The following is a 25,312-nucleotide window of genomic DNA, read 5'->3' as shown; positions in this document are numbered from 1 at the left end:
TAATCCTCCGTGTAGCGAACGGAGGATTCCCTTGGGAGGGTTATTTAATCGAACCACTTGTGATCCCTTTGATGATATGCTTTTGCATGCCGAAGAAAAAGACCAGAAGGGGAACGATTCCTAACACTAAACCTGCTAATGCCAAATCCCATTGTTTCGTGTACTGTCCAAAGAAATAGAATGTCGCGAGCGGGATGGTCCGTAACTCGACATCACGAAGAACGAGCGATGGTAATAAGAAGTCATTCCAAATCCATAGACTGTTCAAGATGACGATTGTCACCGTGATTGGCTTAAGAAGTGGAAAGACGATGCGCCAGAAGACACCCCATGTCGAGCAACCGTCGATGATGGCGGCTTCTTCAATCTCCTCAGGAATCGACTTCATGAATCCGTGATAGAGGAACACCGAGATGCCAGACCCAAACCCTAGATACATGACGATCAGGCCCCAATGACTATTCAACAGCCCGAGGATACTCGAAACTTTCACGAGCGGAATCATGATGGACTGGAACGGAATGACCATCGCTGCCACGAACATGAAAAAGATCATTGTAGAAATCCAATGTTTCGTCCGAACGAGTTTCCATGCCGCCATCGAGGTGAAGATGACAATGACCGCATTCGCTCCGACCGTGATGAGAAGGGAGTTCAAAAAGACACGTCCATAATTCATCGCTTCCCACGCCTCTGTATAGTTTGAGGTCAACCACTCGTTCGGTAAGGCGGACGTATTCGTAAAGATTTCAGCCATCGATTTGAACGAGTTGGCGACGACGTAATAGAACGGGACCAAATAGAGCAGTCCGAGCAAGATGGCGACGAGCTCAATAATTCCAAGGTTCCAAGAATACGTTCCCGGGCGAAGTGGACGCTGCGGGATACGCTTCGGTGTCTTCTCTACGTTTCTCTCGACATGTTCCAATTTTTCCGTCGTCATGCTTCCACCTCCCGTTTTTTCGTCACGTACACTTGCGTCACCGTAATCGCAGCCACAACCAAGAAGAAGATGACCGCCTTCGCTGACCCGAGACCATAATTATTATTCACAAAAGACTCCGTATAGATATTTAAGGCTAACATTTCGGTCGATTTGAACGGTCCACCATTCGTGAGCGACAAGTTCGTATCAAACACTTTGAATGACCAAGAGATGGTCAGGAACAAACAGATGGTAATCGATGGCATAATCATCGGTAGAGTGATATGGCGGAGCATCTTAAGACGATTCGCCCCATCAATTCGTGCCGCCTCCATCAAATCAGTCGGCACGTTTTGTAGCGCCGCGATGTAGATGACCATGACATACCCGCCACCTTGCCAGATGGCGACAATCACGATTCCCCAAAATGCCGTTTGCGCATCACCGAGCCATGGTAATTCGAACAGGCTCCACCCCGTCAAAGCACCGATCGAGGCAAATCCTTTTACATAAATGAACTGCCAGATGAACCCAAGAATTAAGCCACCAATCAAGTTCGGCATGAAGAAAATTGTGCGTAGGAAGTTTCGCGTCTTAATGTTCATCGTCAATAATAGCGCCAATGAGAAACCAACGATATTCGTCAATAGGACAGACACAAGCGTATATTTCGTCGTAATCCAAAAAGAAGCGCGGAACTGCTCATCTTCAAAGAACAAGCGATGATAGTTATCCAATCCGACAAAGTTCAGTTCTCCGGTCACGCCGTTCCAATCAGTGAAACTGTAGTAAATGCCATTAAAAAATGGGATGAGTACGATTGCGACAAATGCCAGAAAAGCAGGTCCAACAAATGCTATAAAGCTCGCAGGTTTCTTCCAATTCCCTCTGCGTTTCGTCCGTTTAGTAGTCTCAGTCATGTGTATCGCCTCCACTATCACTGTATCGTGTCAAACTCCTAATGAAAACGGATACATTTGACGGAAAGGGTGGAAAATATTGAACGGAATGAATGAATTTGAAGGTGTGATGAGTTATGATAAAATCAATGATAATACGAACGGATTAAATATGATTTGCCTTGATTCATATTTTAATACGAAATTCACGAATGATTTTAAGAGAATAAAAAGATATCGTTCGATAAACGGAGGGACTTTTTGAAATGACAACGACGAAACCATTATCTGACCTTACGATTGCCCAACAAGCCAAAACCTTGCCGATTAAAGACATCGCAGCAAAAATCGGATTACACGAAGATGACCTGGATCTTTACGGAAAATACAAAGCGAAACTTTCTTACGATGTCCTCGAACGTGTGAAAACGAAGGAAGACGGAAAACTCGTTCTCGTCACCGCCATCAATCCGACACCAGCTGGCGAAGGAAAATCGACGGTGACAGTCGGGCTCGGACAAGCGTTGAACCAGTTGGATAAACAAGCAATCGTCTGTCTGCGCGAACCTTCACTCGGCCCGACGATGGGTCTAAAAGGTGGCGCTGCTGGTGGTGGCTTCAGTCAAGTTCTCCCGATGGAAGACATCAACCTCCACTTCACAGGTGATATGCATGCGATCACATCGGCCCATAATACGATCAGTGCCATGATCGACAATCACTTGCATCAAGGAAACGACCTTGGAATCGATGTCCGACATATCGTCTGGAAGCGCGTCCTTGACTTAAACGACCGCGCACTTCGTCATGTCACGGTCGGCCTTGGTGGTCCTGCTCACGGAGTCCCTCGTGAAGACGGATTTGATATTACCGTCGCTTCAGAAATCATGGCGATTCTCTGTTTGGCCGATTCATTGGACGACCTAGAAGAACGCATCAAGCGAATCGTAGTCGCCTATGACCATCAAAAAGAACCAATCACGGCAGAACAAATCGGGGCGGCCGGGGCGGCGACGTTACTGTTGAAGGAAGCCTTTAAACCGAACCTCGTCCAAACGCTCGAACAGACGCCTGCACTCGTCCACGGCGGACCGTTCGCAAACATCGCGCACGGATGCAACTCACTGATTGCAACGAAGACTGCATTAAAGCTTGGGGAGTATGTGGTGACGGAAGCTGGGTTCGGTGCCGATCTCGGAGCAGAAAAGTTCTGTCATATCAAATCTCGAGTCGGTGATTTGAATCCGGATGCGGTCGTACTCGTCGCAACCGTTCGCGCTTTAAAAATGCACGGTGGCGTTTCGAAAGATCAGCTTCATATTGAGAATGTCGGTGCAGTCGGAGAAGGATTGAAATTACTCGCCAAACATATCGATACGATGAAAAAACTCGGACTGCCTACGGTCGTCGCATTGAACCGTTTCAATTCAGATATAGAAGAGGAACTTGCAACCGTTCTTGATTGGTGTGCGGCACACGGTATTCGTGCTTCGCTCAGCGAAGTATGGGCAAACGGCGGACTTGGTGGTCGACAGTTAGCCGAAGCGGTCATTGACGCCGTCGAGTCGAACGAAAGCAAACTGACGCCTCTATATGAGTTGACCGATTCGATTGAACAAAAGATTAAAACTATTGCGAGAGAAGTATACGGTGCTGCAGACGTCGTGTTCACCGCCAAAGCACAAAAGCAAATGAAAGATGTACAGGCGAACGGCTGGTCGGACCTTCCCATTTGTATGGCGAAGACACCGTTCTCCCTCTCAGACGACCCTTCAAAATTCGGTTATCAACAAGGATTCACCATCACCGTTCGCGAATTAAAACCTTCAGTGGGAGCAGGATTCCTCGTCGCCTTAACAGGCAACGTGTTAACGATGCCAGGGTTACCGAAACATCCAGCGGCTCTCAATATGGGGATTGACGAATCTGGAAAAGCAATCGGCCTTTTCTAATAGGAGGATGACACATGATCGTATCGCAGTTGACGTATCCTGACGGGTATCAAACAGAAGTCATGCACGTTCAGGCAGAGCAATCGATTGGAAAAATATTCATGTTTCACGGGATGCTCGAACATCATGAAAGATATATTGAGTTTGCACAGTTTATGGCAGATAATGGCTATGACGTATTTGTGTGTGACTTGCGTGGTGCAGGTACAAGCGCTCATGATCAACAGTCTTATGGACACCTTGCTCCTGGCGATGGCTTTCAGCAACTTGTCGAGGATGCTCAATATCTAATCGACCGTTACGAGGATGGGCGCCCTACTTATGTGTTAGGCCACAGTTTCGGTTCCCTGCTTGCTCGTCGACTCGGTCAAATCATGGGGCATGCCTTGGCTGGATTGATTGTCGTCGCCCCGCCCCCACATCCTGGGGTCGCAGGTGAAGTGGGGCATCGTTTAATCGCTACCGTCATGAAACGGAAAGGTGCCACCCATCAATCACGTTTCTTTGAACGCCTCTTGTTCGGACGTTACAACCTTAAGTTTTTACCTGCTCGAACGGATAGTGACTGGCTCTCAAGTGTTCCAGACGAAGTCGACTCCTATCTCGCCGACCCAAACTGTGGCGGTCTGCCTTCCCTCGGTTTTTTACATGAAGTGACACGTGCTTCCTTAGATGTCACCACGGCTGCACGGATTCATGAACATCCGAAGTCCCTTCCAGTTCTGTTCGTTGCCGGAGTGGACGATCCTGTCACGCATGATGGTGAAGGATTGAACGGAATCATTAAGAAGTATCGAAATGCGGATGTCGAACTCGCAGTCGTCACATACGACAATGCCCGACATGAAATTCTTCGCGAAACGCACCGTGAACAAGTGTGGTCAGATATTCTTACCTGGATGAAGCAAAATAGAATCCATTAGTTTACTCAATCCCCTTTTATAAGGGGATTTTTCATTTACCTGATTTTAGAAAAAATATTTTAAGCATTTACCTTTTTTGAAATTCTGCTTCTTCTTTCCAATTTTTAAGTACGTTATACTTAGACCGCAATCACTTTTAATCACGTTTTTTCATCCGAAAGGGGTAACATATTGAAATCGACACTCTCACGATTGGGGGTTGCCACCATCGTCTCAGGTACGATTCTGAGCACCCTTGCGCCTCTCCAATCATACGCAGCAACATCCGAAGGAACAGTCAACACACCCATTTTAAATGTACGATCTGATTCATCGACATCGTCTTCAATCGTTGGCAAGTTAACAGAAGGAACGACGGTAGACGTATACGCCGTCAACGATGAATGGGCACAAATCAACTTCGAAGGTCAAAAACGATACGTTTCTTCTACGTATTTGACGATCGGCTCATCTATGACAACAGCGTCTACTTCATCTTCTTCGTTATATGTGGCTGAAATGAACGTCAATCTTCGTTCTTCGATGTCGACGTCTGCTTCCATCGAAACGGTCATTCCAAAAGGATCACTCGTAACACATGTCTCAACACATGGTGCTACAGGATCTTGGTATAAAGTACAATTTGGTACATATACAGGATATGTGGCGGCACGATACTTTACCGAAACGAGCCCTACATTTTACGCGTCTACGACAGCCGTTCTATATGACAAGACAGGTACTGGCGCATCAAAAATCGCTACGATTCCGGAAGGTGCGAAAGTCACATACTTAGAATCTTTAGGAGCGACGGGATCTTGGTACAAAATCGAATGCGGTTCACTCGTCGGTTATGCACCGGCACGTAACTTTACACCGACTCCGCTTGCTCCAGAAGCAGTCACGACATATTACGCAGTGAAGAATGTCGCGCTCTACAATGGTACAGGAACTGGTGCATCAAAAATTGCAACAATCCCACTCGGAGCAGAAGTGAAGCGTGTATACGTGAACGGATTGAGTTCATCTTGGTATAAGGTGCAATACGGGGACACGGTCGGCTATGCGGCCGCGCGTAACTTCTCGACATCAAAACCTGAAGCCGTCGTCAAAACAACCTATTATGCCGTTCGAGACCTCGTGTTATATGAGTCATCCGCTTCCGGAGCGGCTCGTCTTCGCACGATTCAAGAAGGGACAAAAGTCGTCCAAGTATCGGATGCCAACTTATCGGACTCTTGGTTCAAAATTGAATATGATGGAGTCACCGGCTTCGCTGCCGCTCGTCATTTTTCAACGAAGGCACCTGAAGAAGTGACGATCACACCATACTTTGCGATTCGAAATGTTGCGATGTATAGTTCGTCTGCAGCCGGAGCGACAAAGGTTGCGACAATTCCGTTCGGTGCAAAAGTGGAACAAATCTCGCAAAGCGGCCTTTCTAGTTCATGGTTCAAGATTCGTTATGACGGAAAAACAGGATATGCGGGATCTAGTCACTTCTCATTGAAAGATCCAGAGGTCGTGGTGAAAACAGATTATTATACAACGCGTGACGTCGTTTTATACAACCGCTCGGATGCAGAAAAAGTGAAGATTGCAATCATTCCGTTCGGTACGAAAGTTCAGCAAGTGTCGGAGCCTGGTCTCACGGAGCGATTCTTTAAAATCGAATACGGTCCGATCACAGGTTATGCGACGGCGGACTACTTCTCGAAAACAGCACCGTCAGACGAACAATATGAAGAAGAACGCCAAGTTCGCATCTATGTAAACGGGAACGAGCCCCTCAACGTTCGTTCTACGCCTGATTCATCATCAACGACTAATAAAGTCGGAACGTTAAGTACGGGAACGATTGTCAACATCAAACCGATTGTCGGTTCGAAATGGGCACTTCTTACGAGTGGGACGTATAGCGGTAACTACATTCATACCGATTACGTCGTACCGGTCACAACGACCCCACCTGCGACAGGCATCACGAAAAAAGTCTCGTATACGAGTTATCCGATGACAGCTCGTCAGATGGCAGACCGTCAAGTGGCTCAATTCGCCCAAACGGATGCCCATCGATACGAAGAAGCTTACTTACCTCGTGCTTGGGTCAGTGTCAACGGGTCGACAGGAAAGATTGTAAAATCGGAGATGACTGTTGTATCAGGGTTAGGAACCGCTTTGAAGATGACAGCCTCTTCAAGCTCATCCTCGCTCGTGACCATTCCATTTGGTGCGTCGATTCAATACGTTGACCGTTATACGTCCGGGTCAACCGTTTGGTATAAAGTAAAATACGGCACGATGACCGGTTACGTGACACCGAGTTCAGTCGTCGGAACCGCCAACATTTTAAGCCGTCCAATTTTAACATCTCATGCGTACGGTCAAATCAATACTGGTGAAACCGTTACGATTACAGGTCAATCCGGCACATATTATACGATTTCGTATAAACGACCGGCCGGACACAATATCCGAGTCTTTGATAACACTTGGCGTCGTGCATCAGTTGATGATCTTCTTCCATACGTCGATCCTAGCCAGATTGATGCAAACTCTCGATCATTCTATCAATTCTTAGATTTATCGAAGAGCGCTGGGACAACTGCGACAACATTGAACAAGGTCCTCACATCAAAAGGAACGCTCAGCGGACAAGGTCAGGCATTCGTTGATGCGGCTAGTATGTATGGCGTGAACGAAGTGTATCTTCTCTCGCATGCCATCCTTGAAACTGGTCATGGTACATCCCTTCTCGCAAAAGGAGTTCCTGTCGATAAAGATGGGAATGCTTTGATCAACTCGAGTGGGAATCGGATTTATCCGGAACGTCCTGTTGCGGCAACCGTCTATAATATGTACGGTATTCAAGCAACAGATAGCAACCCTCTTGGAAACGGCGCTAAATACGCCTTCCAACAAAAGTGGTTCTCTCCTAAAGAAGCGATTATCGGAGGAGCCTACTGGATCGGGGCTAGCTATATCAATCACCCGACATACAAACAAAATACACTGTATAAGATGCGCTTCAATCCTTCTTCACCTGGAACGCACCAATATGCAACGGATATCGGATGGGCCGCAAAACAAACGACAAGCATCTATAATATCTATCAATCACTTGATGCTTACACACTCAACTTCGATGTACCAAAATATCAGTAACAAAAGGAGACACGCGCCTCGTTGGCGTCGTGTCTCTTTTTATGTCCACTCGATCGAATCGATGATCGATTCAATCTCCATCTTTTCATTGGTCACTTGATCGGCTACATAAGTTAAGAATAAAAGCCGTTTCCCGTCGGTCAAGGACCATACATCTAAATGCATCCCGTCTTCAATCCCACTCGCGTAGGCCGTTGTCATATCACTCGCTTCAGTCGTGATACTCGGAGCAACCTTCACATCAATCGGGAATTCGCCTAAGAACGTATTCAATTCGCTCATTGCGGATTGTTTTGGTTCTTGCGAATCTTCTGATTCATAGATTGAGATTTGGAGCGTCCCTTGTGCATCCGCTTCCGTCGAGTAAAAACTCACATAGTCTTCCTCTTCGCTGTATTCATAATGTTCCGGATACGTCAGGCGGAACCACCCATCAATTTCGTACTCTTTCATGCTGTTTTCTCCTTTACTTGCTTGAATGCCAGCCCTGTGACCATTTTAGCTTGAAGCGCGTACTTCAAGCGTTCGGTCACGTAAAGACGTTGGCTATTTATGTCTTGGGCGATCATATGTCCAAATAAGTTCATGCGGACAGTTTGATTGGATAGGAAATAGAGTCGATCCGCACTCAGCGGACGATATTCGTTCGAATGCTCAAGGTATTCGATTTCAAAGCGGCGGAGGACGTTCAGGGCACAGTAACGATCGGTTTTCCCGGTACTCGTATGAAGCTCGACACGAACGAGCTGAACGTCATACGGACAGACATTCATGAAGATCGGTCCCACCCGCTCATGGATCAAGAGGATACCCATATCGGTCTCAATTAAATCTGGCAGGGCTCCTTCATCTTGCGAGATGCTCAGCACGACGTACGGTCGGTTTGTCGGTGCAAGCAATTCCCCTTTGTAAAATCGAAATCGTTGAATTCCTGTTAGAACCCGGGCACGCCAAGCAATCCCTCGAGCCTCGGCTTCCATCCGATACAACCTCTCTCCACTCACGCTTACTCCCCCTTCACTTGTTTGAGCGCATCGACGAACGTTTCCCATTCTAGGTTGTCACAAACAACCTTATTTTCCAATCCCCATTCTTCATCGATTGTCAAACGTACTTCGTTCGATTGTGCGTGACGGGTGACTCGAAGATCTCCTATTTGAATCATATTCGGATGAATCTCAAACGTCATACTTGGTAATCCGACCCACTTGATTCGATTCGTTCGTAACACAACTTGCCATTCTTGGTCATGGCGGATTGAAAACGTCCAACTTCGGAGAGACACCGTCGTGTCCGTTTGTTTCGATTGTTTCAACATTCGAAACCCTTCACCCATCAGTCGTAAATATGATTTTCGCTCACTCATATTTCATTTCTCCCCTTTTTTCTATTATCTGTGTTGTGAATAGGATTCTGCAACCTAAAAAGTTTTTTTAAAAAAGGGTTTGCAAATTCCATCGTATATGCTATTATATCAAAGTAACGTTAAGAGTTCATACGTTTCGCGGGTGTAGTTTAATGGTAAAACCTCAGCCTTCCAAGCTGATGACGAGGGTTCGATTCCCTTCACCCGCTCCATATTTTTTCTTTCATGCGGGTGTAGTTTAATGGTAAAACCTCAGCCTTCCAAGCTGATGACGAGAGTTCGATTCTCTTCACCCGCTCCAATATCGACATATACGCGAGAGGATCTCGCACACATACACTGCACGGTTGAGACCTTGCAAAAGCAGAAAGTCACACGACTTTCTGCTTTTTTGTTGTTCCGTCTATTGTTTTGGGGAAAAGAGTGATTGAATCCATACAGACAAGGAGGAACTACATTGATTCAAGCGAAGCTGCAATCTTTTACCGTATACGAAAGCGCGTTGATGCGAACGACATCGACCCTCATCGATACACCAGATGCCCTTTTGTTGATTGACCCGACCTGGCTCCCGGAAGAAATTGCGACAATCCGTCGTGACATCGAATTACACCGTCGGAATCGGCCGCTTTATGTCATCTTCACACATCATCATTTTGACCACATCATCGGAGCTTACGGCTTTGCAGATGCCACCACGATTGCCTCACAGGCTTTCGTCGATGCCGACTCATCTGACCAATTAAATGAGATTCGCAAGTTTTATGAACAATATTATATTGATCACCCGATTCAAAAACCGGACATCGACCTGGTCATCCAACCCGATCAAACGCTTTTAATCGGTTCAGTGCCCGTGACCTTCCTCTCTACACCGGGCCATGACGCGACACATATGTCGGTTCTCATCGAATCCATGAATCTTCTCGTTTGTGGAGATTATGGGTCTAATGTCGAGCCACCGTTTATCGAACACGACCCAACCGCCTATCTTGATACGCTACAAACCATACAATCACTCATCTACGAACATGAGATTCGTTGGTTCGTACCAGGTCACGGTGACTTGTGCGACAACCGAAGTCACATGATTGAGCGATTGAGTGCGGCGGAAGAGTATATCTTGGCACTCCCTGAAGAACGCCACTGGTCTCCTGCATGGCCAAAGCACGCCTTTTTTGACCGTGTTCATGAACGGAATCGAAAGATGGTGGAACAAAAAGAGACCGATCGCCGGTCTCGACAACAAGATATATAAAAAAATCGCAACGTCTCCCCAAGACGTTGCGATTTCCCCCTATGTAGACCTATTTCTTTGTGACGCGTTCTGAGCGGACCGTGAACATACGGTCAACCCCATAGATCGTTACTCCCGTCAGAGCGAGTAACCCAATCATTGCAGAAGAAAACATGACCATCCCCCCATTGTTCACAGTTTCGTCATAATCACCCCGTGGTTTCATTATAAAAGACCATTTCAAAAAAAGAAAGCGTTTTCTTCAAACTTTCTTCACATTTCCCGCATTTAACCTCTATCGTTTTTTGATACAACGTCCCTATAGTGATTAGACAGACACGTGTAAAGATGTGTAGCTTTTGTGGAATTTGGGAATACATGATGTAAGGATAAAAAGAGACAGAAGCTGCTCGTCGAGGAGGAAGAGGTATGATTAAGTACGGTACATTGGTACGAATCGAGGGAAAATATGCCGTGTTGAGATGGAACAACGGCTCAAGTTTCATCCCTAGACGATTCCTACCATCCGAAGCACGTGTTGGTGATACAATCATTCGAGACAACCATCATTACTATCTTGAAGAAGATATGACCCCTAACTTTGACGCATTGATCAAGCAACACTATAAAAGCTGAACGGTCTGCCCTCTCTAACCGGGCAGTTCGTTCAGCTTTTTTTCGATTGAATCATTCTGAGATGTCGTCGATTTGTTGCTGAAGCCACGCCTCGTCTACCGGACCCGTTTTTTTCGCCATGATGATCCCTTTTGCATCTAGAACGTACGTCGTCGGTAATGCGACAACTCGATATTGTTGCTCGACAGCGGCCTCTTCATCTAGCAAAATCGGAAAATCAACGGGATACTCATCTAGGAATGCCTCCACGTCCTCTTTTCCTCGTCGCTCATTTTTGGTGACGTTCACACCAAGTACTGGGATGCCTGTCGCTTCTTCAAACGATACGAGTTCAGGAAACTCATCCCGGCACGGCGGACACCAAGAGGCCCAGAAGTTAATGACGACCGGCTGTCCTTGGAACTCAGAAAGGGTCAAATTCTCCTCATCTAACGTATTCAAAGTGAAGTCCGGGGCTTGTTGCCCCACTTCAAGTCCTCCTAATACCGATTCATTTTGGACGATCGGAACCGCTTCTTCTTTCTTTTGTGTCATCATATATTCCTCGTAGCCTTTATATGCGAGGCCAGCAATCAATAGAAGGATCAGCGTTCCAATACCAATTCTTTGTAAGCGCATCATTTACCCCTTGTTTGTTTTACTTAAGATTTCTACACTTAACTTATCATAAACCCGTAAAGGAGCGTATGGATTGTGCAACTTCAAAACGAGAAAATACAGATAACCTTAAAGGCACAAGGTGCTGAGATGACGAGTTGGAAAGTATCTGGAACTGAACTCTTATGGCAAGGGGACCCGACCTATTGGGGACGACAAGCCCCGATCCTCTTCCCGATTGTGGGTCGATTGCTCGATGATCAATATGTATATGAGGGAAACACCTATACGATGAGTCAACACGGATTCGCCCGGGACGCTATGTTCGAGGTCGAATCTTCTACTGCCACGTCGATCCGCTTCACATTGAATGATACATCGGAATCGCGTCAACACTATCCATTCCCATTCACGCTGACCGTGTCCTATCAACTTGTGGGCGAAGAAGTGATTGTGACGTATCGTGTCCATAACCCGGGCGAAACGACGTTACCGTTTAACATCGGTGGTCATCCTGCATTCAACATTCCGTTCGTGGGCGGGACATTTGAAGACTACGTGATCGATTTCGGCGAAATCCGCTCCCTCGATCGCTACTTGCTCGAGGGTCCTTATTTAACTAAATCAGGCGAGAATTCTCCCTCCTCTAAGCGTCTCGGGGCGTAGCCCGGCGTAGGTGGGAGATGAATCGCCCGGTCCTACAGTTTTCTCTCCCTATGACAGATGTTACGAACAAAAGTTCGTCATTCCGTCAGATTCTCCCTCCCCCTCCTCGGGTATCGGATGAGGAGGACACATCACGATCTTCTGAAAGGAGGAGGGACGGACATGCTGAAAGGCTACACATACAGGCTCCACTCGACGCCGGCACAGGCCGAGTTCCTGGTCCGGACGATCGCTGCGCCCGATTCATCTACAACAATGGATGGTTTCTGAGAAGATCGAAAACCCTCGCTTTCTTTGCCGATCCGAAGCGAAGGTCAAGAAGTCGCAGCGCGCGTTGTCACGAAAGAAGATCGGAAGCAAGAATCGTGAAAAAGCTAAGCTGATCTTAGCCAAGAAACACGAGAAAATCGCCAACCAACGCAAGGACTTCCTTCACAAGCTGTCGAGACGGATTGTTGACGAGAACCAAGTCATCGTCGTGGAGACATTGACATCGAAGGACATGATGAAGAACCACAAGGTAGCGAAGTCCATCGGGGATGTCAGTTGGTACGAGTTCGTCCGGCAACTCGAATACAAATCGAACTTCTATGGACGGACGCTCATCAAGGCAGACCCCTAGTACGCATCGACGCAGATCTGTTCCACTTGCGGAGTAAAGGGCGAGAAGAAAGCGATGGATGTCCGTGAATGGACGTGTGCTTGTGGCGCGCAACATGATCGAGATATCAATGCGAGCATCAACCTGTTGATGTTGGCAAACTAAAACGAATTCCTGCAGGGTGGGAACCACCCGACGAGCTTGGTAAATAATCGTGGCTAATAAAAGTACGATTTTCCCAAGAAGCTCCCCCTTCAATTTGCGAAGCAAATAAGTGGCGAGTAGTTCACCAGGCGCGTATCAACCACTCGGAGAGCGTCAGTATATCCCCCTCACTCGGTCATTATTCGAAGACGACGCACTCATTTTTGAGAAGATTGAATATGCCGCACTCCGACATCAGCCAACCGGCGCAGCCATCGTGATGGAAAGTCCCTCCTTCACGCATTTCGGCATCTGGTCTCCACCGCAGAAAGACGCCCCGTTCGTCTGTTTGGAACCTTGGTTCGGACATGCGGATTATAAAGGACATCGAAAAGATTTCCTACACAAAGAAGGGATTCAACTTCTTGCACCAAATGAGACGTTTGAAGCGAGTTATACATTATATGTGGAGAACTAAAAAAATCAATCCGACGTCTTGTCGGATTGATTTTTGGTTTAAAAGCGATCGTCTTGTTCGGCTTCATATTCTGACACTGGCTTTTTCATGATGAGCGCCAGAATGATATAAATGAGGAGTCCCGGACCACCGAGAAGAGCCATCGCCACAAATAGGACACGCATAATGGTGACGTCCACCCCGAGATAGTTTCCAAGCCCTGAACAAACACCGGCAATCACTTTATTGTTTGGGTCTTTATAAAGTTTCCGTTCCATGTCATCTTCTCCTCAACTCGTTATGATCGTTGTGGTCGACGTAATGTCGTTCTTCCTCCGTTCGCCACCTCTCCACGCCCTTCAAAGTCGAGCGCTTCATTAATCGGTGTGCTACCAGACTTGATTTCGATTCGACGACCGTACAGACCCCGGTTGTCGAGAGACGCTGCGATGACAGTTGCGACATCCGTTTCGGAAATCGTCGCACCATCCGCATCATTCAAGTCCTCTGATGCTTCGATTGAACCTTTACTCGGTTCATCGACAATGGTCACTGGGCAAATGATCGTATAGTTCAAACCGCTATGTTCGATATACTCGTCAGCGGCATTGTTAGCTGACAGAAAGTTGAAGAGTTCTTTCGGTGCAGCGTTCGGTTGATCGGCGCCATAGGCACTGAGTAAGACGACATGACGTACCCGTTCCTTCTTGGCAGCATCGATGGCATTCATCGCAACGTTTCGGTCAAGCAGTTCAATTTCAGTGCTCGAACCATCCGCGCCGGCAGTTGCCGCAATAATAACGGCATCTTGTCCACTTGTCGCCTCATGTACTTTCTTCTCGAGTTCTGTCTCGACATCAACCGTCAATACGTGTGCACCCATTTTCTCGTACTCTGCTTGTAGTTCAGGATAACGAATTAAAGCGGTCACTTGATGGGTTTTCGCCAGGCTTTTCAATACACGTTTCCCGATCTTTCCTGTTGCTCCAATGACTAAAACTTTCATTCAAATTTCCCTCCTCAAAAGAGTAGTTCATTTGATTAAAATTCCTCTTTCAAGTCAGAATCAAACCCTTTTCTTAAAATTATCTGACAGTACCCCAAACGGATAAATCAAGGGCGTCTTGAATCGCCTGCACGCTCTCTTCTAACGGTTCATAGTAATACACGTTATTGATATAAGCATCTTGACCCTCGACTTGCATCTTATTCACCTCAGGATTCGAGATCATCGTCAATCCGACAGATGCCATTTGCAAGACGTTCATCTCAAGTCCCATTTCTTCTTTCATGAAGCGGTACGTAGCCGGAATTTTTGTCCAACCTGAAGGACTCGCCAGCTTTTCAGCGACAGCTGTCATGACCTCCGTTTGACGATTCGAACGCGCTCCATCCGTATCCGATTTACGGTGTCTCGCATACGCCAAGGCCATGTCTCCATCCATTGCATAGGAAACACCTTCTGTATACTCATACGTCTGGTTGAACCCTTTCTCGCTAAACGAATGCGTCGCCGTGACATTCACCCCACCAATCAAATCAATCAATTCCATGAACGATTCGAACGTGATGACGACTTGTCCATCGACCGAGGCATCGGTCAGCCCTTCCACGGCACCAATCGTACACTCTGCGCCGCCGAACGCGAACGCATGCGTAATTTTGTCACCTTCCCGTTCAGGTTCACATGGAATCGCTGTATACGTATCACGTGGAATCGATACGTTCTGAACAGTCCCAGAACGTGGTACGAACTCCATCAACTGCAGGGAGTCTGTACGAGATCCTGACAACGATTCCCCTACCCGCGCATCGCTCCCCATAATGAGGAATGTGAATGGAGCAGTCGCAAAATATCCAACAATCAGTAGCATCGCAAGTAGGAAAAGGACAGCTTTCCCTTTCCATTTACGCTTTCGTTTCGTTGGTTGTTTAGACGCATGATCCGTTTCTCGTTTAGCGGGAGTAGATGGTTTCGATGGTCTCGTCGTCTGTCGGGATGTTGGACGAGATGATTTCCGTTTCGAAAATAATGAAACCCGGGGCAGTCGTTTCCGACTCGACTTTGCCGTCCCATTTTTCGTCCTTGGAGATTCTTTCGTTTGTTCATTTAAAAAGGGATGTTCTGATTGGCGCGTTACCCGTTCACGCTGTTGTTCAGATTGTGCATGTATAGAGGGCTCGTCCGCTTGACCATGGTCCACACGAGACGATTCGATTTCTTGTTGTTCTAATTCGCGCTTTCTACGTTCGACACGCGATAAATGTTGTTCATCTTTCATCATTATGATCCTCAACTTTATCAATTTTTCTCTATTATCCCGAACCAGCCATCATCTGACAACGTTTCTTACGAAAATCCGTCTTAAGCATGAGAGCGAATGGTTGTTTCAGATGAAAAGCGGGAAAGGAATGATAATTGGTTTCTGCCCAAATCGAGATTGCCTACGAAAAGTTTGACTGAAAGGAGGAGAGCTGATGCGCATCGGAAAGTTACGCGTATTGTTAGAGCAGTATGGCGAGGCGACGTTACGCGATTTGCTCGTCGAAATGTACCGTCATACTCCTAAAGATGTGATTGATGATCAAGATTTTGATTTTATGATCAGCCAATTCACGCGCTATAAAGAGAAAAAAAATTCTGAAGAGCGACATTCGCTCTCGCAAACCATCACCTTGGCTGAACGGTTTGTTGATTCTGCGTACGAACATTTGTACATTCGTCCGAATCAAGTCATGTCAGAACGCGACCAAAAAAATTGGTACATTCATGCTAAAAAAATCATTCGCGATTTAGCACATTACGCCGAGGAATACACAGAAGCACGTACGATGTATGAAGAAATGTTTTACCTCCTCTCTACATCAGCTGGCGAAGAACCGCTCTTCTCTACGAGTGACCCATTTCGTCTTTTAAAAATTTCACAAGTCACCATGCTCAAACAACTCATTCACTATTATCAGCTCGATGCCCCGATTGATACCGTTTGGATTGACCGCACCCTATACACCGCACTCCACGTGCCAAAAGATGTTGATTCTACACGAATCGATTTACTCTCAACGCTACCTATCGAACACAGTCATGCCAATACAAGAAAAATCCTCCACTCTCGTCTCTTAAAACTTTGCGATCGGATGTTAGAAAAGTCCCAAACAGAGGATACCCCGCTCGAAAACTATCAAGCGCTCAAGATGTTAGAACTCCGCCTTCTCGTCGCTGAAGGGAATTTGAAAGAAGCGGAACAAAAATTGTTCGCTGAATATATCCCATTCTTTTCTCATCGCTCCGAACCATTTCGGGTATATGTCGACTTTTTAGAGAGTCACGGACACACTAGTGAGACGAAGCGCTTAAAACGAATTGCTAAAGAAAAGCGAATCCGATTTTAAAAAAAGGGAGTCAATCGATGGGATCGATTGACTCCAATACATGATATGAACGAGGGGTGTTCATTTGAAAAGGAGGACAGAAAGTTGGTGCAGAACTTTCTTCCTACACATATAAGTATAAGGGAACGATTGTAACCGTTACCAAATCACTTATTGCATTTTTGTGAACGTTTTCACGTTATTCAATCGTATTCATCATGCCAAGTCCGATGACAGATAACAATACAATCAATACGAACAAATACACCATTTCATTCGGCGATTGAAATCCTTCATGAATGTCCACATCTTCTTCGACAATGATATTTTCATGAATGACGACCGGTTCTGTCTCGGCCATGGCTGCAGGCGGTGTTACTGTCAACCAAAGCACAGAAACCAGAATCAGTTGATAAATGTATTTCATCATATACTCCTACTCCGTGTTTTCATTGTGTTTAAGTATAGCACGTCTCATCCGTTCATTGCGCTGACATTTGACGAATCTCACAGATGAACGATGAAACGAAATCCATTTCATTGTATTGAACGGATATGTTCTATTTTACTCGAACCTTTTTCTGGCGTAATTGATTTTTTCTCGAGTCAGGTTTCATTATAATGCCACACACCTCGATGCAAGATAGCGCTTACAATTTATTTGTACTTATCATTTGATAAAGAAAGAAGGATTCTTCGTGAAACGAGCGCTACGTTTTGTAGAATGCAGGCAATTACCGTTACATGAGCGTATTTCCATTCAGTCGCTATATCCTTTAAGCAAGGCTCCTTTGCTTCTTTCCCTCCCCTCACATCATCACGTCTATGTTGCACTCAATCGCGATGCCCCACTCGCTTCGATCGTCGCAAACGACGAACAGCTTGAGACGGAACATGCTATTCGCCTCTCTCAAGCCACATATGGTGATCGTCACGTCTTTCGCGGACTACTTCACCGTTTGATCTATGAGCGAAGTCGAGAAACGACGTACCCGATCACGTACTATCTTCAGGAGGAAGACTATCAAAATCAAGATAAGCTTCGAATATATGAAGCAGCAGGATTTCAAGTATTCCATCAAACGAAAACGTATCATCTACCGTTCATCCCGTGTGAGAAAGCAACTCATAGCGATTGGACACTCGAATTAGTGGACTATTCAAGAAGAGTCGATTGGCTCACATTTCGAAATGAGCATTGTCATCTCCTTCCGGGTGCCATGTCAATGACAGATGAACAATTCGCACGAGAAGTTCGCCAGCAAACATTGTTCTATTCCGTGAAGTGGAATCGACAAGTGATTGGAATCATGAAAGTTCGCTTACATATGTACCATATTTCAATACAAGAGATGCATATTGATTGTGATGAGCCTTTATTGAGGGACGCCATTTCATTCCTTCAACAAAAATTTTTCTACATGTTCCGATACATCGAAGAGGCACATATTTCAGCAACAAACCTGCAACCTGATTTGACATATATACTTCGACGCCACGGTACCCAAATCTCAAATATTTGTCGTTATACGTACACGCTACAGGCACCACCGACCCCGATTTATTTATAACAATCAAAAGACGTCGAGCAAACCAACTCTTTCTCCAAGGAAAAAGTTGTTCATTCGACGTCTTTTATTCTGCAGCAGTAGTCGACTCCATCGCTAGAGGCGGCATCGCTTCAAACAGTTCTGTCCGAAGCCCCGTGTCTCTCAAATCGAGTGATTCAATCCGATCGAACTTAATTTTGCGATCGACGACATTGAACCAATACGTAATGTTTGGTTCATCTTTAAAACGAATCGCATAATTCGACCCATTTAAGTGAAAGTCAACCTCGGTAGACAGCAACTCGGTCGGACCAATCTGTTTATGGGTCGTTAATCGTTCAAGGACAACCTGTTCTTCATTGATGCGATAGTCGACAAACGTCGCAAGCGAGAGTCCAAACACAAATGATACAAGGGCGAAAGTGCCCACCAAACCCATCGTGATTTTTCCGTTCATTTCGCTGTCCCTCCCTCTCCTATTATATCGGATAAGCGTGAAACGTTGTGAAGTGACATTTTGTTCAACTTTAGGCAAACTGAAGAAGGAGGAGGAATGTACATGTATATCGATCATACTGGGATTGCCGTTCGAGACTTAGACGAGGCAATCACATTTTATACGACGGTCTTAGGAGGAAAACTCGTGGACCACTATACAAACACGGCAATCGGGGTAGAGACCGAGTTGGCCGTCATTCATATTGGAGAGGATGTCATCGAATTGTTGCGTCCGACTAGTAAGACGAGTCCGATTGCCCGGTTCATGAAAGCTCGAGGGAAGGGTGTTCATCATATCGCCTATCGTGTCGACGATTTGGACGAAGCGATGGCCGCTCACAAACAAAATGGCATCACCTTTTTAGAAGACACGCTGCGTACGACCGTGAAAGGTAGACGCTTAATCTACATGGACCCGCGTCATTCAGGCGGTGTGATTACCGAGCTTTGTGATTATCCTAGAGAAAAGCAGTAAGAGTGGTCCTCTTACTGCTTCATCATGGTTTCTTCTATGATTTGACGATTCTTCTCTTTTAACCGTTCATTATGAGAGGACACCATTGCGGTAGCATTCGCATTCGGGTCAATGTATGTTTTGGCCCGGTTCACCGCATTCGCAGCATCTTGAAACGCTCCAGCGATGAGATGTACTTTCCCTTCATGCGTGAGAATATCACCGGCAGCGTACAATCCTGGTATGGATGACTCGCTACCTGAATTCCCTTTCACATAAAACCCATCCTTCATCTCGACCTGCAATTCGCTGTTCCGAAGCAACTCCGCGTCTTGTTCATATCCGTGATTGATGACCACTTCATCGACCTCGATTACGCTCGTCTCTCCTGTTTCGACATGAGTCAAAAGAACTTGTTGAATCGATTTCCCATCGTGAGAAATCAAATCCGTCACTTTTGATCGTGGGCAACAGTCGACTCGACCCTGTTTAATTTTTTCAACTTGTGCTTCATGTCCACTAAGTTCTTCTTTTCGATACGTCAGCACGACCTGCTCTGCAATCGGCTCGAGCGCATTCGCCCAATCGACTGCACTATTGCCGCCACCCGATATCAAGACGCGCTTTCCTTTAAAGCGTTCAAGTGATTTAACCGTGTAATGGAGGTTCGACAATTCGAACCGCTCCGCCCCGCTCACTTCAACCTTATGCGGTTTGAGGATCCCGCTTCCTGTCGCAACGATGACGGTTTTGGAAATGTGATGACCGTTCGTCGTGTCGATCCCGAACAAATCGTCTGAACGCTTAGAGATCGACTCCACCTTCTCGCCAAGAAGGACCGTCGGAGAGAAGGTGAGACCTTGCTCGACGAGTTGGTCGATCAGTTTTGCCCCAGTCGTCGGTAGGAGACCACCTACATCCCAAACCATTTTCTCTGGATAGACATGTACTTTCCCGCCTAAAAAAGGTTGAAATTCGATAATTTTCGTCTTCATACCTCGTAAACCGCTGTAAAAAGCGGCATACAATCCAGCCGGTCCCCCACCGATAATCGTCACGTCGAATACTTCCTCGTTCATCGTCGCACCCTTCCTCTCTATATACGTAAAAATGATAATCATTCTCATTAGATGATAACCTGTTTTGGTCACTTTGACAATTTTTTTCGAATATCGTCCTGATGGATTTGGTTTTTCTTATGCGTAGGTCGGGTAATGAAACATGAATTAAAAGGGAGGATGTGCGTGATGAATTGGATGGATGTCCTATTAATCGTCGTATCATTTTTTTGGCTAGTTGAGACGTGGCGATTTCGTAACCGAAAAGAGGCAACAGACGGGGCTGTCGAGCGGAAGAGCTTTTACTTTGTAGCGACGACGATGATTGGCGTCTTCGTGTTGTCTATGATCTCTTCGCTTGTTTTCGAATCACAGCCTTCGACAGTTCAACGAATCATCGGACTTACTTTTTACATAGCCGGCGTGTCGTTACGTTATTGGGGGATTTTACATTTACGTCATCAATTCACACGACATGTCGTCGTCCGACCGGAAGACGAACTCGTCAGCTCGGGACCGTATCGTTACTTACGCCACCCTCTTTACACAGGGTTGTTATTGATTACGTTCGGATTCTCGCTCTACTTTATTCATTGGGGGATCGCACTGATTGGCGCGGGTCTCACCTCGCTTGCGTTACTGTACCGCATTCGAATCGAGGAAGGTATGCTCATTCGCCATTTCGGTCAGTCTTACCAATCCTGGTCGAAGACGCGCAAGCGCCTCTTCCCCTTCATCTATTAAAAAGGAATCCGGCTCATCGCTGGACTCCTTTTTCATTTAGACAGAATATTTGCTGAGTAATCGGACGACGATGACCCCCGCGATGAATGCGACGATACTGAGTATCCACATGACTCCAGAAGCTGGTACACCCGGAAACACGACGGCGAGTGAGCCGATGACCAATCCGATAATGACGGAGAACGTCATTCCCGGGAAATTCGCCAATAAGTAACGAATGACTTTACTACTTACAACGAACCCGACGGCCACTCCAGCACCGACAATCCCGATAATCAACAGATTGAAGTTTGAGATGGCGCTGATGACGGTCGGATAAACACCAATTAACAACAAGACGAATGAACCGCTAATTCCAGGAAGCAACATCGCCATGCTGCCCAACCAACCGGAGAAGAATAAGAGAAGCGCCGTCCCGAACGTCACGTCTGTCATAATCGACGAATCAACCGGATTCAGAAATGCCATACTCGCGACAAGGATGGTTGCGACAACCATGGCAATGACATGGACCGGACGAATCGATGCGCGTGATTTAAATTCCACGAATAGAAGTGGAATAATCCCTAAAATCAATCCGATAAAGAAAAATTGTGTCGGTGCATAATACTCCAGCAATAAGTATTCAATAACTCGACTCAGTGCGATAATGGCTGTCCCCATTCCAATTGCCAATGGAATCAAGAACCCGATATATTTTTTCCAATATCGGCTAAATACGCCGCTAATCGCTTCGATGAGTTGATCGTAGATGCCTAAAATGACTGCAATGGTACCACCGCTTACACCAGGGATTAAATCACTCGTCCCCATGGCCATCCCTCGCCAAATGTTCTTCCACTCCATAATGTATCTCCTTTACGTATATCTTTCCTCAAGCACTTAGTATAGTCGAGAAAAGAAGTTTGCGCATCCGCTTTTAGACTGAGAAAGGAGTCGAATTGATTTCTTTGATCATATAGTCAAATCTCGCCCCAGAAATGTTGATTTCGTTTTCCTTATGGAAGCCGAGACGTGTGTATAAGCGATGTGCCGCAGGATTTTCTTGATCCACGTTCAATGTAACGGCGGGCACACCGCGTTCTTTCGCAACGAGACAAACGTGTTCGATTAACTTCGTCCCGATTCCACGACCTCCATACGCCTCTGCGACAGCCAGTGAATCAATGTATTGGACATAACCTTCCGTTTCAACGTCCACCTCTTCTCCACTTCCATGCGCCGTCAACCATTCTCGAATCGGTCGATCCAATTCTTCTGCCTTATCCCCACGATACGAGATGATCATTCCGGCAACTTCTCCTTCAAAATCCGCCACCCAGATGTTTTCGTGACTTAAGCGGTTATTTGGTTTCTCTACCCACATCGCTAGTCGCTCCAATACCTCAGGTGTATCCGTTGATGCCGTCAATGTGTACGCAATCTCATGGATCGCTTGATACATGAGTGGTGCAATTTGTTTACTATCTTGTTTGGTTGCTTGTCGAATATTCATGATTGATCCCTCCATCATCCAGTCTAGCATAGCCCGGCACATCGGTTGTTTGTCCACACTCGTTTTGTGGCATCATATAGAGTGAAAGGGGCGAATCGAAATGAAAGCTATTCTTACAGGAATGAACGGTACAGTGGCACCCGTTGTTGCCGAAACGTTGCAGCGCCACGGAATTGAAGGGATTGCGTGGAATCGCGAGCAAGTGTCCACGACAAACGAAGAGGAAATGCGAGAATTCATCGAGCGCATCCGACCGGACTACTTTTTACATATCGGTATGGGCGCGGTGGAGTGGGCCGAGACGCTCGCTCGTTTATGTGGTGAGGCGAAAATCCCTTTCCCGTTCACGAGCACGGTTTCAATTTTTTCAGATGAAGTGACCGGACCGATTTCCCCAGATACGCTACCAGATGCCGAGGATGACTATGGAAAGTATAAGCGTGAGTGCGAACGTGCGATTATGAACGCCAATCCTGGTGCTCAAATCGTTCGTCTCGGATGGCAAATCGGGGATGAGGCCGGATCGAATAATATGATGGACTATTTTACGAACGAGATGAAGCAACGAGGGGTCATCCAAGCGAGTGAGCATTGGTATCCATCATGTTCATTTTTAGTAGACACGGCAGACGCGCTATTTGAAATTTTGACTAAACGTGGACCGGGCATCTATCAGTTAAACGGAAATGCGAACTATTCCCTATACGACATCGCCGTCGGACTAAAAGAGCTTCATGACACCGACTGGCAGATTGAATGTACCGATGAACCGAAACGGGATAATCGAATGATCGATTCATCGGTCTCGATTCGTCCCATCTCCAAACACCTAAATTTGCAAACGAAGTAAATTCAAAGTCGCCTACTCCCATCGAGTAGGCGACTTTTTTATTGATTTCGAGTTAGATGAGTCAATCGCAATTTACTTTTCGGCAGACTCGGCATGTCTACAAAACTATAGCTTAAGTCTTGAGGCGGGACCGTGTAGGCGTATTCCTTAGTAAACAACTCAATGACTTGTGCAAGAATTGCAATGGTCACATGTTCGCCGGCACATCGATGTCCAAAATCTACATCTCCCCCACCTTGCGGAATAAAGTTAAACGGACTCTCGTTCCAATCTTTAAAACGAGAGGGATCGAATCGATCCGGCTCCGTCCAAATAGAGGAGTCATGATTCGTACCGTACAAATCAAGAAGCGTCAGCGTCCCTTCCGAAAATGCATAGCCGTCCCATTCAAAATCGGTTTTGACACGAGCTGCCGCTACAGGGAAAAATGGATAAAACCGTCTCACTTCCTGGACAAATTCTGTTTTCGAGACCTCTCCCCGCTCTACCTGCTCTTTTACATCCGGGAACTGATGTAAAGCTAAGACAGTGAAGAGGACATACACCGAGATTGCGACAGTCGGGCGTAAAATATTCAATACTTCGACCGCCACGACGTCTTCAGGTAATAACTCTCCGGATTCATCCCGGTGCCACGAAAATTCGTACAGCGCCGTATGTTCGTTCGGCAATAATCGATTCGACCGCACTTCTTTTACCATCTGACGAATCCAGGCTTCAGCGGAACTTCGTGCCTTCCGACCTTGTAAATACGTCGGACCAAGAGACGTACCCGATTCAAATAATAACCTCATCTCTTCAGTGCGCTTCCCCACTTCTTCTTTCGCAAGTGGAACTCCCGACCATTCACACACGGCCTTCATCAACACTTCTTGTGCAATATCGTATAAGACGATTTCCTCTCCCATTCGTTCAATCTGGTTCCACTCACGATATGTCAATCGGAGCAATCGATCTATATTTTCTTTTGTCATCAATGACATGAACATATGTTTTCGATGCGTATGTGCCGCACCATCTAGTGTTTGGACCCCATCTTCTCCAAACAAGGTTTTCAATAGACGTTTCGGAGCAGCATCCTGACGCCTGAATTTGTCTGCATCATAGAACACTTCTGCCGCCTCTTCGCCTCCAAGGCAAATCACGCGCTCCCCGAGCAGGCGCGACTCAAAGATATTCGACTGAAAACTTTTGCGTCGATTCGCGACAAACAAATATCCTTCCCGTAAAAAATCGACACTATGGTCGAGACCTTCTTGTTTCGGTATGACTTTCCCCATCCAACTCACCCTTTCTCTTTTTTCGAACTATAGAGGATGTTCCCCCGTTTTTAGAGAACAAACCTAATATTGAAAGGAGCGAGCGACATGTTGCCTTTCTTACTGACATTGCGTCGAATTGTACGCGGAGTCTGGTGTGGTCTCCGTGACCCTGAGTTCCAAGTCTTATTCAGTCTTGCCTTCCTTACCGTCCTCTCCTGTACACTTTTTTTACACCCGGTTCGAGGAGATGCGTTGGTTGGACGCACTTTACTTCAGTGTCATCACCCTAACTACCATTGGATATGGTGATTTTGCCCCACAGACCGACATCGGAAAATATTCACCATCGGATATGTATTGACCGGGGTGGGCATCATGGTTGGCTTTATCACAAAAGTGTTTGATCATTTACAAAAAGCACGACTCGATGAATTAGAAGCAAAACAAAAGACGCCACCCTCTGATTCATAAGGATGGCGTCC

At 46.3% G+C, this 25,312-nt stretch carries 28 protein-coding genes, 2 tRNA genes and 2 pseudogenes; 17 read left to right on the top strand and 15 right to left on the bottom strand.

From position 1 onward, the window contains the following. Window positions 1-40 precede the first annotated feature (40 nt). Together KNO68_RS12795 and KNO68_RS12790 are read right to left on the bottom strand one after the other, a co-directional pair. On the bottom strand, window positions 41-943 hold the full coding sequence (locus KNO68_RS12795) for a carbohydrate ABC transporter permease (RefSeq protein ID WP_251024992.1): 903 nt from the start codon (window positions 941-943) through the stop codon (window positions 41-43). After that, window positions 940-1,845 carry a carbohydrate ABC transporter permease gene (locus KNO68_RS12790; RefSeq protein ID WP_196431582.1) on the bottom strand — a complete coding sequence of 302 codons (906 nt, stop codon included), beginning with the start codon at window positions 1,843-1,845 and terminating at the stop codon, window positions 940-942. Before KNO68_RS12790 ends, KNO68_RS12795 begins: the two co-directional genes overlap by 4 nt. Before the next feature lie 245 nt (window positions 1,846-2,090). On the opposite strand from KNO68_RS12790, the gene KNO68_RS12785 reads away from it, so the two are divergent. The 3 genes from KNO68_RS12785 to KNO68_RS12775 all read left to right on the top strand — a co-directional run bounded on the left by KNO68_RS12785 (window position 2,091) and on the right by KNO68_RS12775 (window position 7,843). Continuing rightward, complete coding sequence (locus tag KNO68_RS12785; RefSeq protein ID WP_215112582.1) at window positions 2,091-3,776, top strand: formate--tetrahydrofolate ligase; 1,686 nt, start codon at window positions 2,091-2,093, stop codon at window positions 3,774-3,776. A 14-nt stretch (window positions 3,777-3,790) separates the two neighbouring features. Then, entirely contained in the window at window positions 3,791-4,699 is a 909-nt protein-coding gene (locus KNO68_RS12780; RefSeq protein ID WP_214685551.1) for an alpha/beta fold hydrolase, read from the top strand. 171 nt (window positions 4,700-4,870) lie between these two features. Continuing rightward, window positions 4,871-7,843 carry an SH3 domain-containing protein gene (locus KNO68_RS12775; RefSeq protein ID WP_215112583.1) on the top strand — a complete coding sequence of 991 codons (2,973 nt, stop codon included), beginning with the start codon at window positions 4,871-4,873 and terminating at the stop codon, window positions 7,841-7,843. Window positions 7,844-7,882: 39 nt separating this feature from the next. Here KNO68_RS12775 and KNO68_RS12770 read toward each other — a convergent pair whose 3' ends face one another. The 3 genes from KNO68_RS12770 to KNO68_RS12760 are packed head-to-tail and all read right to left on the bottom strand — an operon-like array spanning window position 7,883 to window position 9,209. Beyond that, window positions 7,883-8,296: a DUF3805 domain-containing protein gene (locus tag KNO68_RS12770; RefSeq protein WP_211781678.1), complete on the bottom strand. Its 414-nt coding sequence runs from the start codon at window positions 8,294-8,296 to the stop codon at window positions 7,883-7,885. Continuing rightward, window positions 8,293-8,847, bottom strand: coding sequence for a hypothetical protein (locus KNO68_RS12765; protein WP_251307179.1), 555 nt, complete (start codon window positions 8,845-8,847; stop codon window positions 8,293-8,295). The genes KNO68_RS12770 and KNO68_RS12765 overlap by 4 nt, the downstream gene beginning before the upstream one ends. Before the next feature lie 2 nt (window positions 8,848-8,849). Continuing rightward, the gene (locus KNO68_RS12760; protein WP_211781679.1) at window positions 8,850-9,209 is read right to left on the bottom strand and encodes a hypothetical protein; all 360 of its coding nucleotides are present in this window, start codon (window positions 9,207-9,209) and stop codon (window positions 8,850-8,852) included. Window positions 9,210-9,347: 138 nt separating this feature from the next. Between KNO68_RS12760 and KNO68_RS12755 the strand changes: the two genes are divergently transcribed. From KNO68_RS12755 to KNO68_RS12740, 4 genes are all read left to right on the top strand, one after another. Then, window positions 9,348-9,421: transfer RNA gene (locus KNO68_RS12755), tRNA-Gly, on the top strand. 15 nt (window positions 9,422-9,436) lie between these two features. After that, window positions 9,437-9,510: transfer RNA gene (locus KNO68_RS12750), tRNA-Gly, on the top strand. Between the two features lie 156 nt (window positions 9,511-9,666). Beyond that, window positions 9,667-10,467, top strand: a complete 801-nt coding sequence (locus tag KNO68_RS12745; RefSeq protein WP_078146317.1) for an MBL fold metallo-hydrolase — start codon at window positions 9,667-9,669, stop codon at window positions 10,465-10,467. Between the two features lie 408 nt (window positions 10,468-10,875). Then, complete coding sequence (locus tag KNO68_RS12740; protein ID WP_015880796.1) at window positions 10,876-11,082, top strand: DUF3006 domain-containing protein; 207 nt, start codon at window positions 10,876-10,878, stop codon at window positions 11,080-11,082. A gap of 51 nt (window positions 11,083-11,133) precedes the next feature. On the opposite strand, the gene KNO68_RS12735 is transcribed toward KNO68_RS12740, so the two are convergent. After that, window positions 11,134-11,700 carry a TlpA family protein disulfide reductase gene (locus KNO68_RS12735; protein WP_240499783.1) on the bottom strand — a complete coding sequence of 189 codons (567 nt, stop codon included), beginning with the start codon at window positions 11,698-11,700 and terminating at the stop codon, window positions 11,134-11,136. 75 nt (window positions 11,701-11,775) lie between these two features. On the opposite strand from KNO68_RS12735, the gene KNO68_RS12730 reads away from it, so the two are divergent. The 4 genes and pseudogenes from KNO68_RS12730 to KNO68_RS12715 all read left to right on the top strand — a co-directional run bounded on the left by KNO68_RS12730 (window position 11,776) and on the right by KNO68_RS12715 (window position 13,568). Beyond that, window positions 11,776-12,345 (top strand): aldose epimerase family protein, encoded by a 570-nt coding sequence (locus tag KNO68_RS12730; RefSeq protein WP_275060048.1) that lies wholly within the window; start codon window positions 11,776-11,778, stop codon window positions 12,343-12,345. Between the two features lie 162 nt (window positions 12,346-12,507). Beyond that, entirely contained in the window at window positions 12,508-12,615 is a 108-nt protein-coding gene (locus KNO68_RS15155; protein WP_215112585.1) for a helix-turn-helix domain-containing protein, read from the top strand. Then, window positions 12,608-13,111: pseudogene (locus KNO68_RS12720) on the top strand (RNA-guided endonuclease TnpB family protein); the annotation flags it as partial. The gene KNO68_RS15155 and the pseudogene KNO68_RS12720, both read left to right, overlap by 8 nt. 109 nt (window positions 13,112-13,220) lie before the next feature. Next, on the top strand, window positions 13,221-13,568 hold the full coding sequence (locus tag KNO68_RS12715) for an aldose epimerase family protein (protein WP_251024996.1): 348 nt from the start codon (window positions 13,221-13,223) through the stop codon (window positions 13,566-13,568). A gap of 38 nt (window positions 13,569-13,606) precedes the next feature. Here KNO68_RS12715 and KNO68_RS12710 read toward each other — a convergent pair whose 3' ends face one another. The 3 genes from KNO68_RS12710 to KNO68_RS12700 all read right to left on the bottom strand — a co-directional run bounded on the left by KNO68_RS12710 (window position 13,607) and on the right by KNO68_RS12700 (window position 15,829). Then, window positions 13,607-13,825 (bottom strand): PspC domain-containing protein, encoded by a 219-nt coding sequence (locus KNO68_RS12710; RefSeq protein WP_015880793.1) that lies wholly within the window; start codon window positions 13,823-13,825, stop codon window positions 13,607-13,609. Window positions 13,826-13,845: 20 nt separating this feature from the next. Continuing rightward, the gene (locus KNO68_RS12705) at window positions 13,846-14,553 is read right to left on the bottom strand and encodes an SDR family oxidoreductase (protein WP_015880792.1); all 708 of its coding nucleotides are present in this window, start codon (window positions 14,551-14,553) and stop codon (window positions 13,846-13,848) included. Window positions 14,554-14,632: 79 nt separating this feature from the next. Further along, window positions 14,633-15,829: an LCP family protein gene (locus KNO68_RS12700; RefSeq protein WP_251024997.1), complete on the bottom strand. Its 1,197-nt coding sequence runs from the start codon at window positions 15,827-15,829 to the stop codon at window positions 14,633-14,635. Window positions 15,830-16,025: 196 nt separating this feature from the next. On the opposite strand from KNO68_RS12700, the gene KNO68_RS12695 reads away from it, so the two are divergent. After that, window positions 16,026-16,940 carry a hypothetical protein gene (locus tag KNO68_RS12695; RefSeq protein WP_215112587.1) on the top strand — a complete coding sequence of 305 codons (915 nt, stop codon included), beginning with the start codon at window positions 16,026-16,028 and terminating at the stop codon, window positions 16,938-16,940. Window positions 16,941-17,118: 178 nt separating this feature from the next. Here KNO68_RS12695 and KNO68_RS12690 read toward each other — a convergent pair whose 3' ends face one another. Further along, the gene (locus KNO68_RS12690) at window positions 17,119-17,346 is read right to left on the bottom strand and encodes a hypothetical protein (protein WP_214734072.1); all 228 of its coding nucleotides are present in this window, start codon (window positions 17,344-17,346) and stop codon (window positions 17,119-17,121) included. A 271-nt stretch (window positions 17,347-17,617) separates the two neighbouring features. Between KNO68_RS12690 and KNO68_RS12685 the strand changes: the two genes are divergently transcribed. After that, window positions 17,618-18,490, top strand: coding sequence for a hypothetical protein (locus KNO68_RS12685; protein WP_215112588.1), 873 nt, complete (start codon window positions 17,618-17,620; stop codon window positions 18,488-18,490). Window positions 18,491-18,554: 64 nt separating this feature from the next. Here KNO68_RS12685 and KNO68_RS12680 read toward each other — a convergent pair whose 3' ends face one another. Then, on the bottom strand, window positions 18,555-18,926 hold the full coding sequence (locus KNO68_RS12680) for a hypothetical protein (RefSeq protein WP_015880787.1): 372 nt from the start codon (window positions 18,924-18,926) through the stop codon (window positions 18,555-18,557). Window positions 18,927-19,028: 102 nt separating this feature from the next. Here KNO68_RS12680 and KNO68_RS12675 point away from each other — a divergent pair, with 102 nt between their 5' ends. Beyond that, entirely contained in the window at window positions 19,029-19,442 is a 414-nt protein-coding gene (locus tag KNO68_RS12675; RefSeq protein WP_215112589.1) for a VOC family protein, read from the top strand. A gap of 11 nt (window positions 19,443-19,453) precedes the next feature. Here the strand turns inward: KNO68_RS12675 and KNO68_RS12670 are convergent, their stop codons facing one another. Then, on the bottom strand, window positions 19,454-20,500 hold the full coding sequence (locus KNO68_RS12670; protein WP_074037775.1) for an NAD(P)/FAD-dependent oxidoreductase: 1,047 nt from the start codon (window positions 20,498-20,500) through the stop codon (window positions 19,454-19,456). Window positions 20,501-20,668: 168 nt separating this feature from the next. Between KNO68_RS12670 and KNO68_RS12665 the strand changes: the two genes are divergently transcribed. Continuing rightward, on the top strand, window positions 20,669-21,223 hold the full coding sequence (locus KNO68_RS12665) for a methyltransferase family protein (RefSeq protein WP_074037776.1): 555 nt from the start codon (window positions 20,669-20,671) through the stop codon (window positions 21,221-21,223). Between the two features lie 36 nt (window positions 21,224-21,259). On the opposite strand, the gene KNO68_RS12660 is transcribed toward KNO68_RS12665, so the two are convergent. After that, a complete protein-coding gene (locus KNO68_RS12660) occupies window positions 21,260-22,069 on the bottom strand; it encodes a DUF368 domain-containing protein (protein WP_214689126.1) in 810 nt (269 codons plus the stop codon). 73 nt (window positions 22,070-22,142) lie between these two features. Continuing rightward, window positions 22,143-22,718: a GNAT family N-acetyltransferase gene (locus KNO68_RS12655; protein WP_214689124.1), complete on the bottom strand. Its 576-nt coding sequence runs from the start codon at window positions 22,716-22,718 to the stop codon at window positions 22,143-22,145. A 100-nt stretch (window positions 22,719-22,818) separates the two neighbouring features. Between KNO68_RS12655 and KNO68_RS12650 the strand changes: the two genes are divergently transcribed. Next, on the top strand, window positions 22,819-23,568 hold the full coding sequence (locus tag KNO68_RS12650; RefSeq protein ID WP_215112590.1) for a sugar nucleotide-binding protein: 750 nt from the start codon (window positions 22,819-22,821) through the stop codon (window positions 23,566-23,568). Window positions 23,569-23,606: 38 nt separating this feature from the next. Here KNO68_RS12650 and KNO68_RS12645 read toward each other — a convergent pair whose 3' ends face one another. Beyond that, window positions 23,607-24,848 (bottom strand): cytochrome P450, encoded by a 1,242-nt coding sequence (locus KNO68_RS12645; RefSeq protein ID WP_214685529.1) that lies wholly within the window; start codon window positions 24,846-24,848, stop codon window positions 23,607-23,609. Between the two features lie 87 nt (window positions 24,849-24,935). Between KNO68_RS12645 and KNO68_RS12640 the strand changes: the two are divergent. Beyond that, window positions 24,936-25,301: pseudogene (locus KNO68_RS12640) on the top strand (potassium channel family protein). Window positions 25,302-25,312 lie beyond the last annotated feature (11 nt).

This window comes from Exiguobacterium sp. s75 (assembly GCF_018617145.1).
Classification (GTDB): Bacteria; Bacillota; Bacilli; order Exiguobacteriales; family Exiguobacteriaceae; genus Exiguobacterium; species Exiguobacterium profundum.
The sequence above is the reverse complement of the archived record's forward strand: the minus strand, read 5'-3'. Positions and strand labels throughout refer to the sequence as shown.

Coding starts and splice junctions, on each gene's coding strand:
- KNO68_RS12785 (WP_215112582.1), top strand. CDS start 2,091: ATGACAACGACGAAACCATTATCTGACCTTACGATTGCCCAACAAGCC.
- KNO68_RS12695 (WP_215112587.1), top strand. CDS start 16,026: ATGCGCATCGGAAAGTTACGCGTATTGTTAGAGCAGTATGGCGAGGCG.
- KNO68_RS12790 (WP_196431582.1), bottom strand. CDS start 1,845: ATGACTGAGACTACTAAACGGACGAAACGCAGAGGGAATTGGAAGAAA.
- KNO68_RS12770 (WP_211781678.1), bottom strand. CDS start 8,296: ATGAAAGAGTACGAAATTGATGGGTGGTTCCGCCTGACGTATCCGGAA.
- KNO68_RS12700 (WP_251024997.1), bottom strand. CDS start 15,829: ATGAAAGATGAACAACATTTATCGCGTGTCGAACGTAGAAAGCGCGAA.
- KNO68_RS12675 (WP_215112589.1), top strand. CDS start 19,029: ATGTATATCGATCATACTGGGATTGCCGTTCGAGACTTAGACGAGGCA.
- KNO68_RS12680 (WP_015880787.1), bottom strand. CDS start 18,926: ATGAACGGAAAAATCACGATGGGTTTGGTGGGCACTTTCGCCCTTGTA.
- KNO68_RS12665 (WP_074037776.1), top strand. CDS start 20,669: ATGAATTGGATGGATGTCCTATTAATCGTCGTATCATTTTTTTGGCTA.
- KNO68_RS12780 (WP_214685551.1), top strand. CDS start 3,791: ATGATCGTATCGCAGTTGACGTATCCTGACGGGTATCAAACAGAAGTC.
- KNO68_RS15155 (WP_215112585.1), top strand. CDS start 12,508: ATGCTGAAAGGCTACACATACAGGCTCCACTCGACGCCGGCACAGGCC.
- KNO68_RS12735 (WP_240499783.1), bottom strand. CDS start 11,700: ATGCGCTTACAAAGAATTGGTATTGGAACGCTGATCCTTCTATTGATT.
- KNO68_RS12650 (WP_215112590.1), top strand. CDS start 22,819: ATGAAAGCTATTCTTACAGGAATGAACGGTACAGTGGCACCCGTTGTT.
- KNO68_RS12740 (WP_015880796.1), top strand. CDS start 10,876: ATGATTAAGTACGGTACATTGGTACGAATCGAGGGAAAATATGCCGTG.
- KNO68_RS12670 (WP_074037775.1), bottom strand. CDS start 20,500: ATGAACGAGGAAGTATTCGACGTGACGATTATCGGTGGGGGACCGGCT.
- KNO68_RS12655 (WP_214689124.1), bottom strand. CDS start 22,718: ATGAATATTCGACAAGCAACCAAACAAGATAGTAAACAAATTGCACCA.
- KNO68_RS12645 (WP_214685529.1), bottom strand. CDS start 24,848: ATGGGGAAAGTCATACCGAAACAAGAAGGTCTCGACCATAGTGTCGAT.
- KNO68_RS12760 (WP_211781679.1), bottom strand. CDS start 9,209: ATGAGTGAGCGAAAATCATATTTACGACTGATGGGTGAAGGGTTTCGA.
- KNO68_RS12690 (WP_214734072.1), bottom strand. CDS start 17,346: ATGAAATACATTTATCAACTGATTCTGGTTTCTGTGCTTTGGTTGACA.
- KNO68_RS12660 (WP_214689126.1), bottom strand. CDS start 22,069: ATGGAGTGGAAGAACATTTGGCGAGGGATGGCCATGGGGACGAGTGAT.
- KNO68_RS12710 (WP_015880793.1), bottom strand. CDS start 13,825: ATGGAACGGAAACTTTATAAAGACCCAAACAATAAAGTGATTGCCGGT.
- KNO68_RS12795 (WP_251024992.1), bottom strand. CDS start 943: ATGACGACGGAAAAATTGGAACATGTCGAGAGAAACGTAGAGAAGACA.
- KNO68_RS12705 (WP_015880792.1), bottom strand. CDS start 14,553: ATGAAAGTTTTAGTCATTGGAGCAACAGGAAAGATCGGGAAACGTGTA.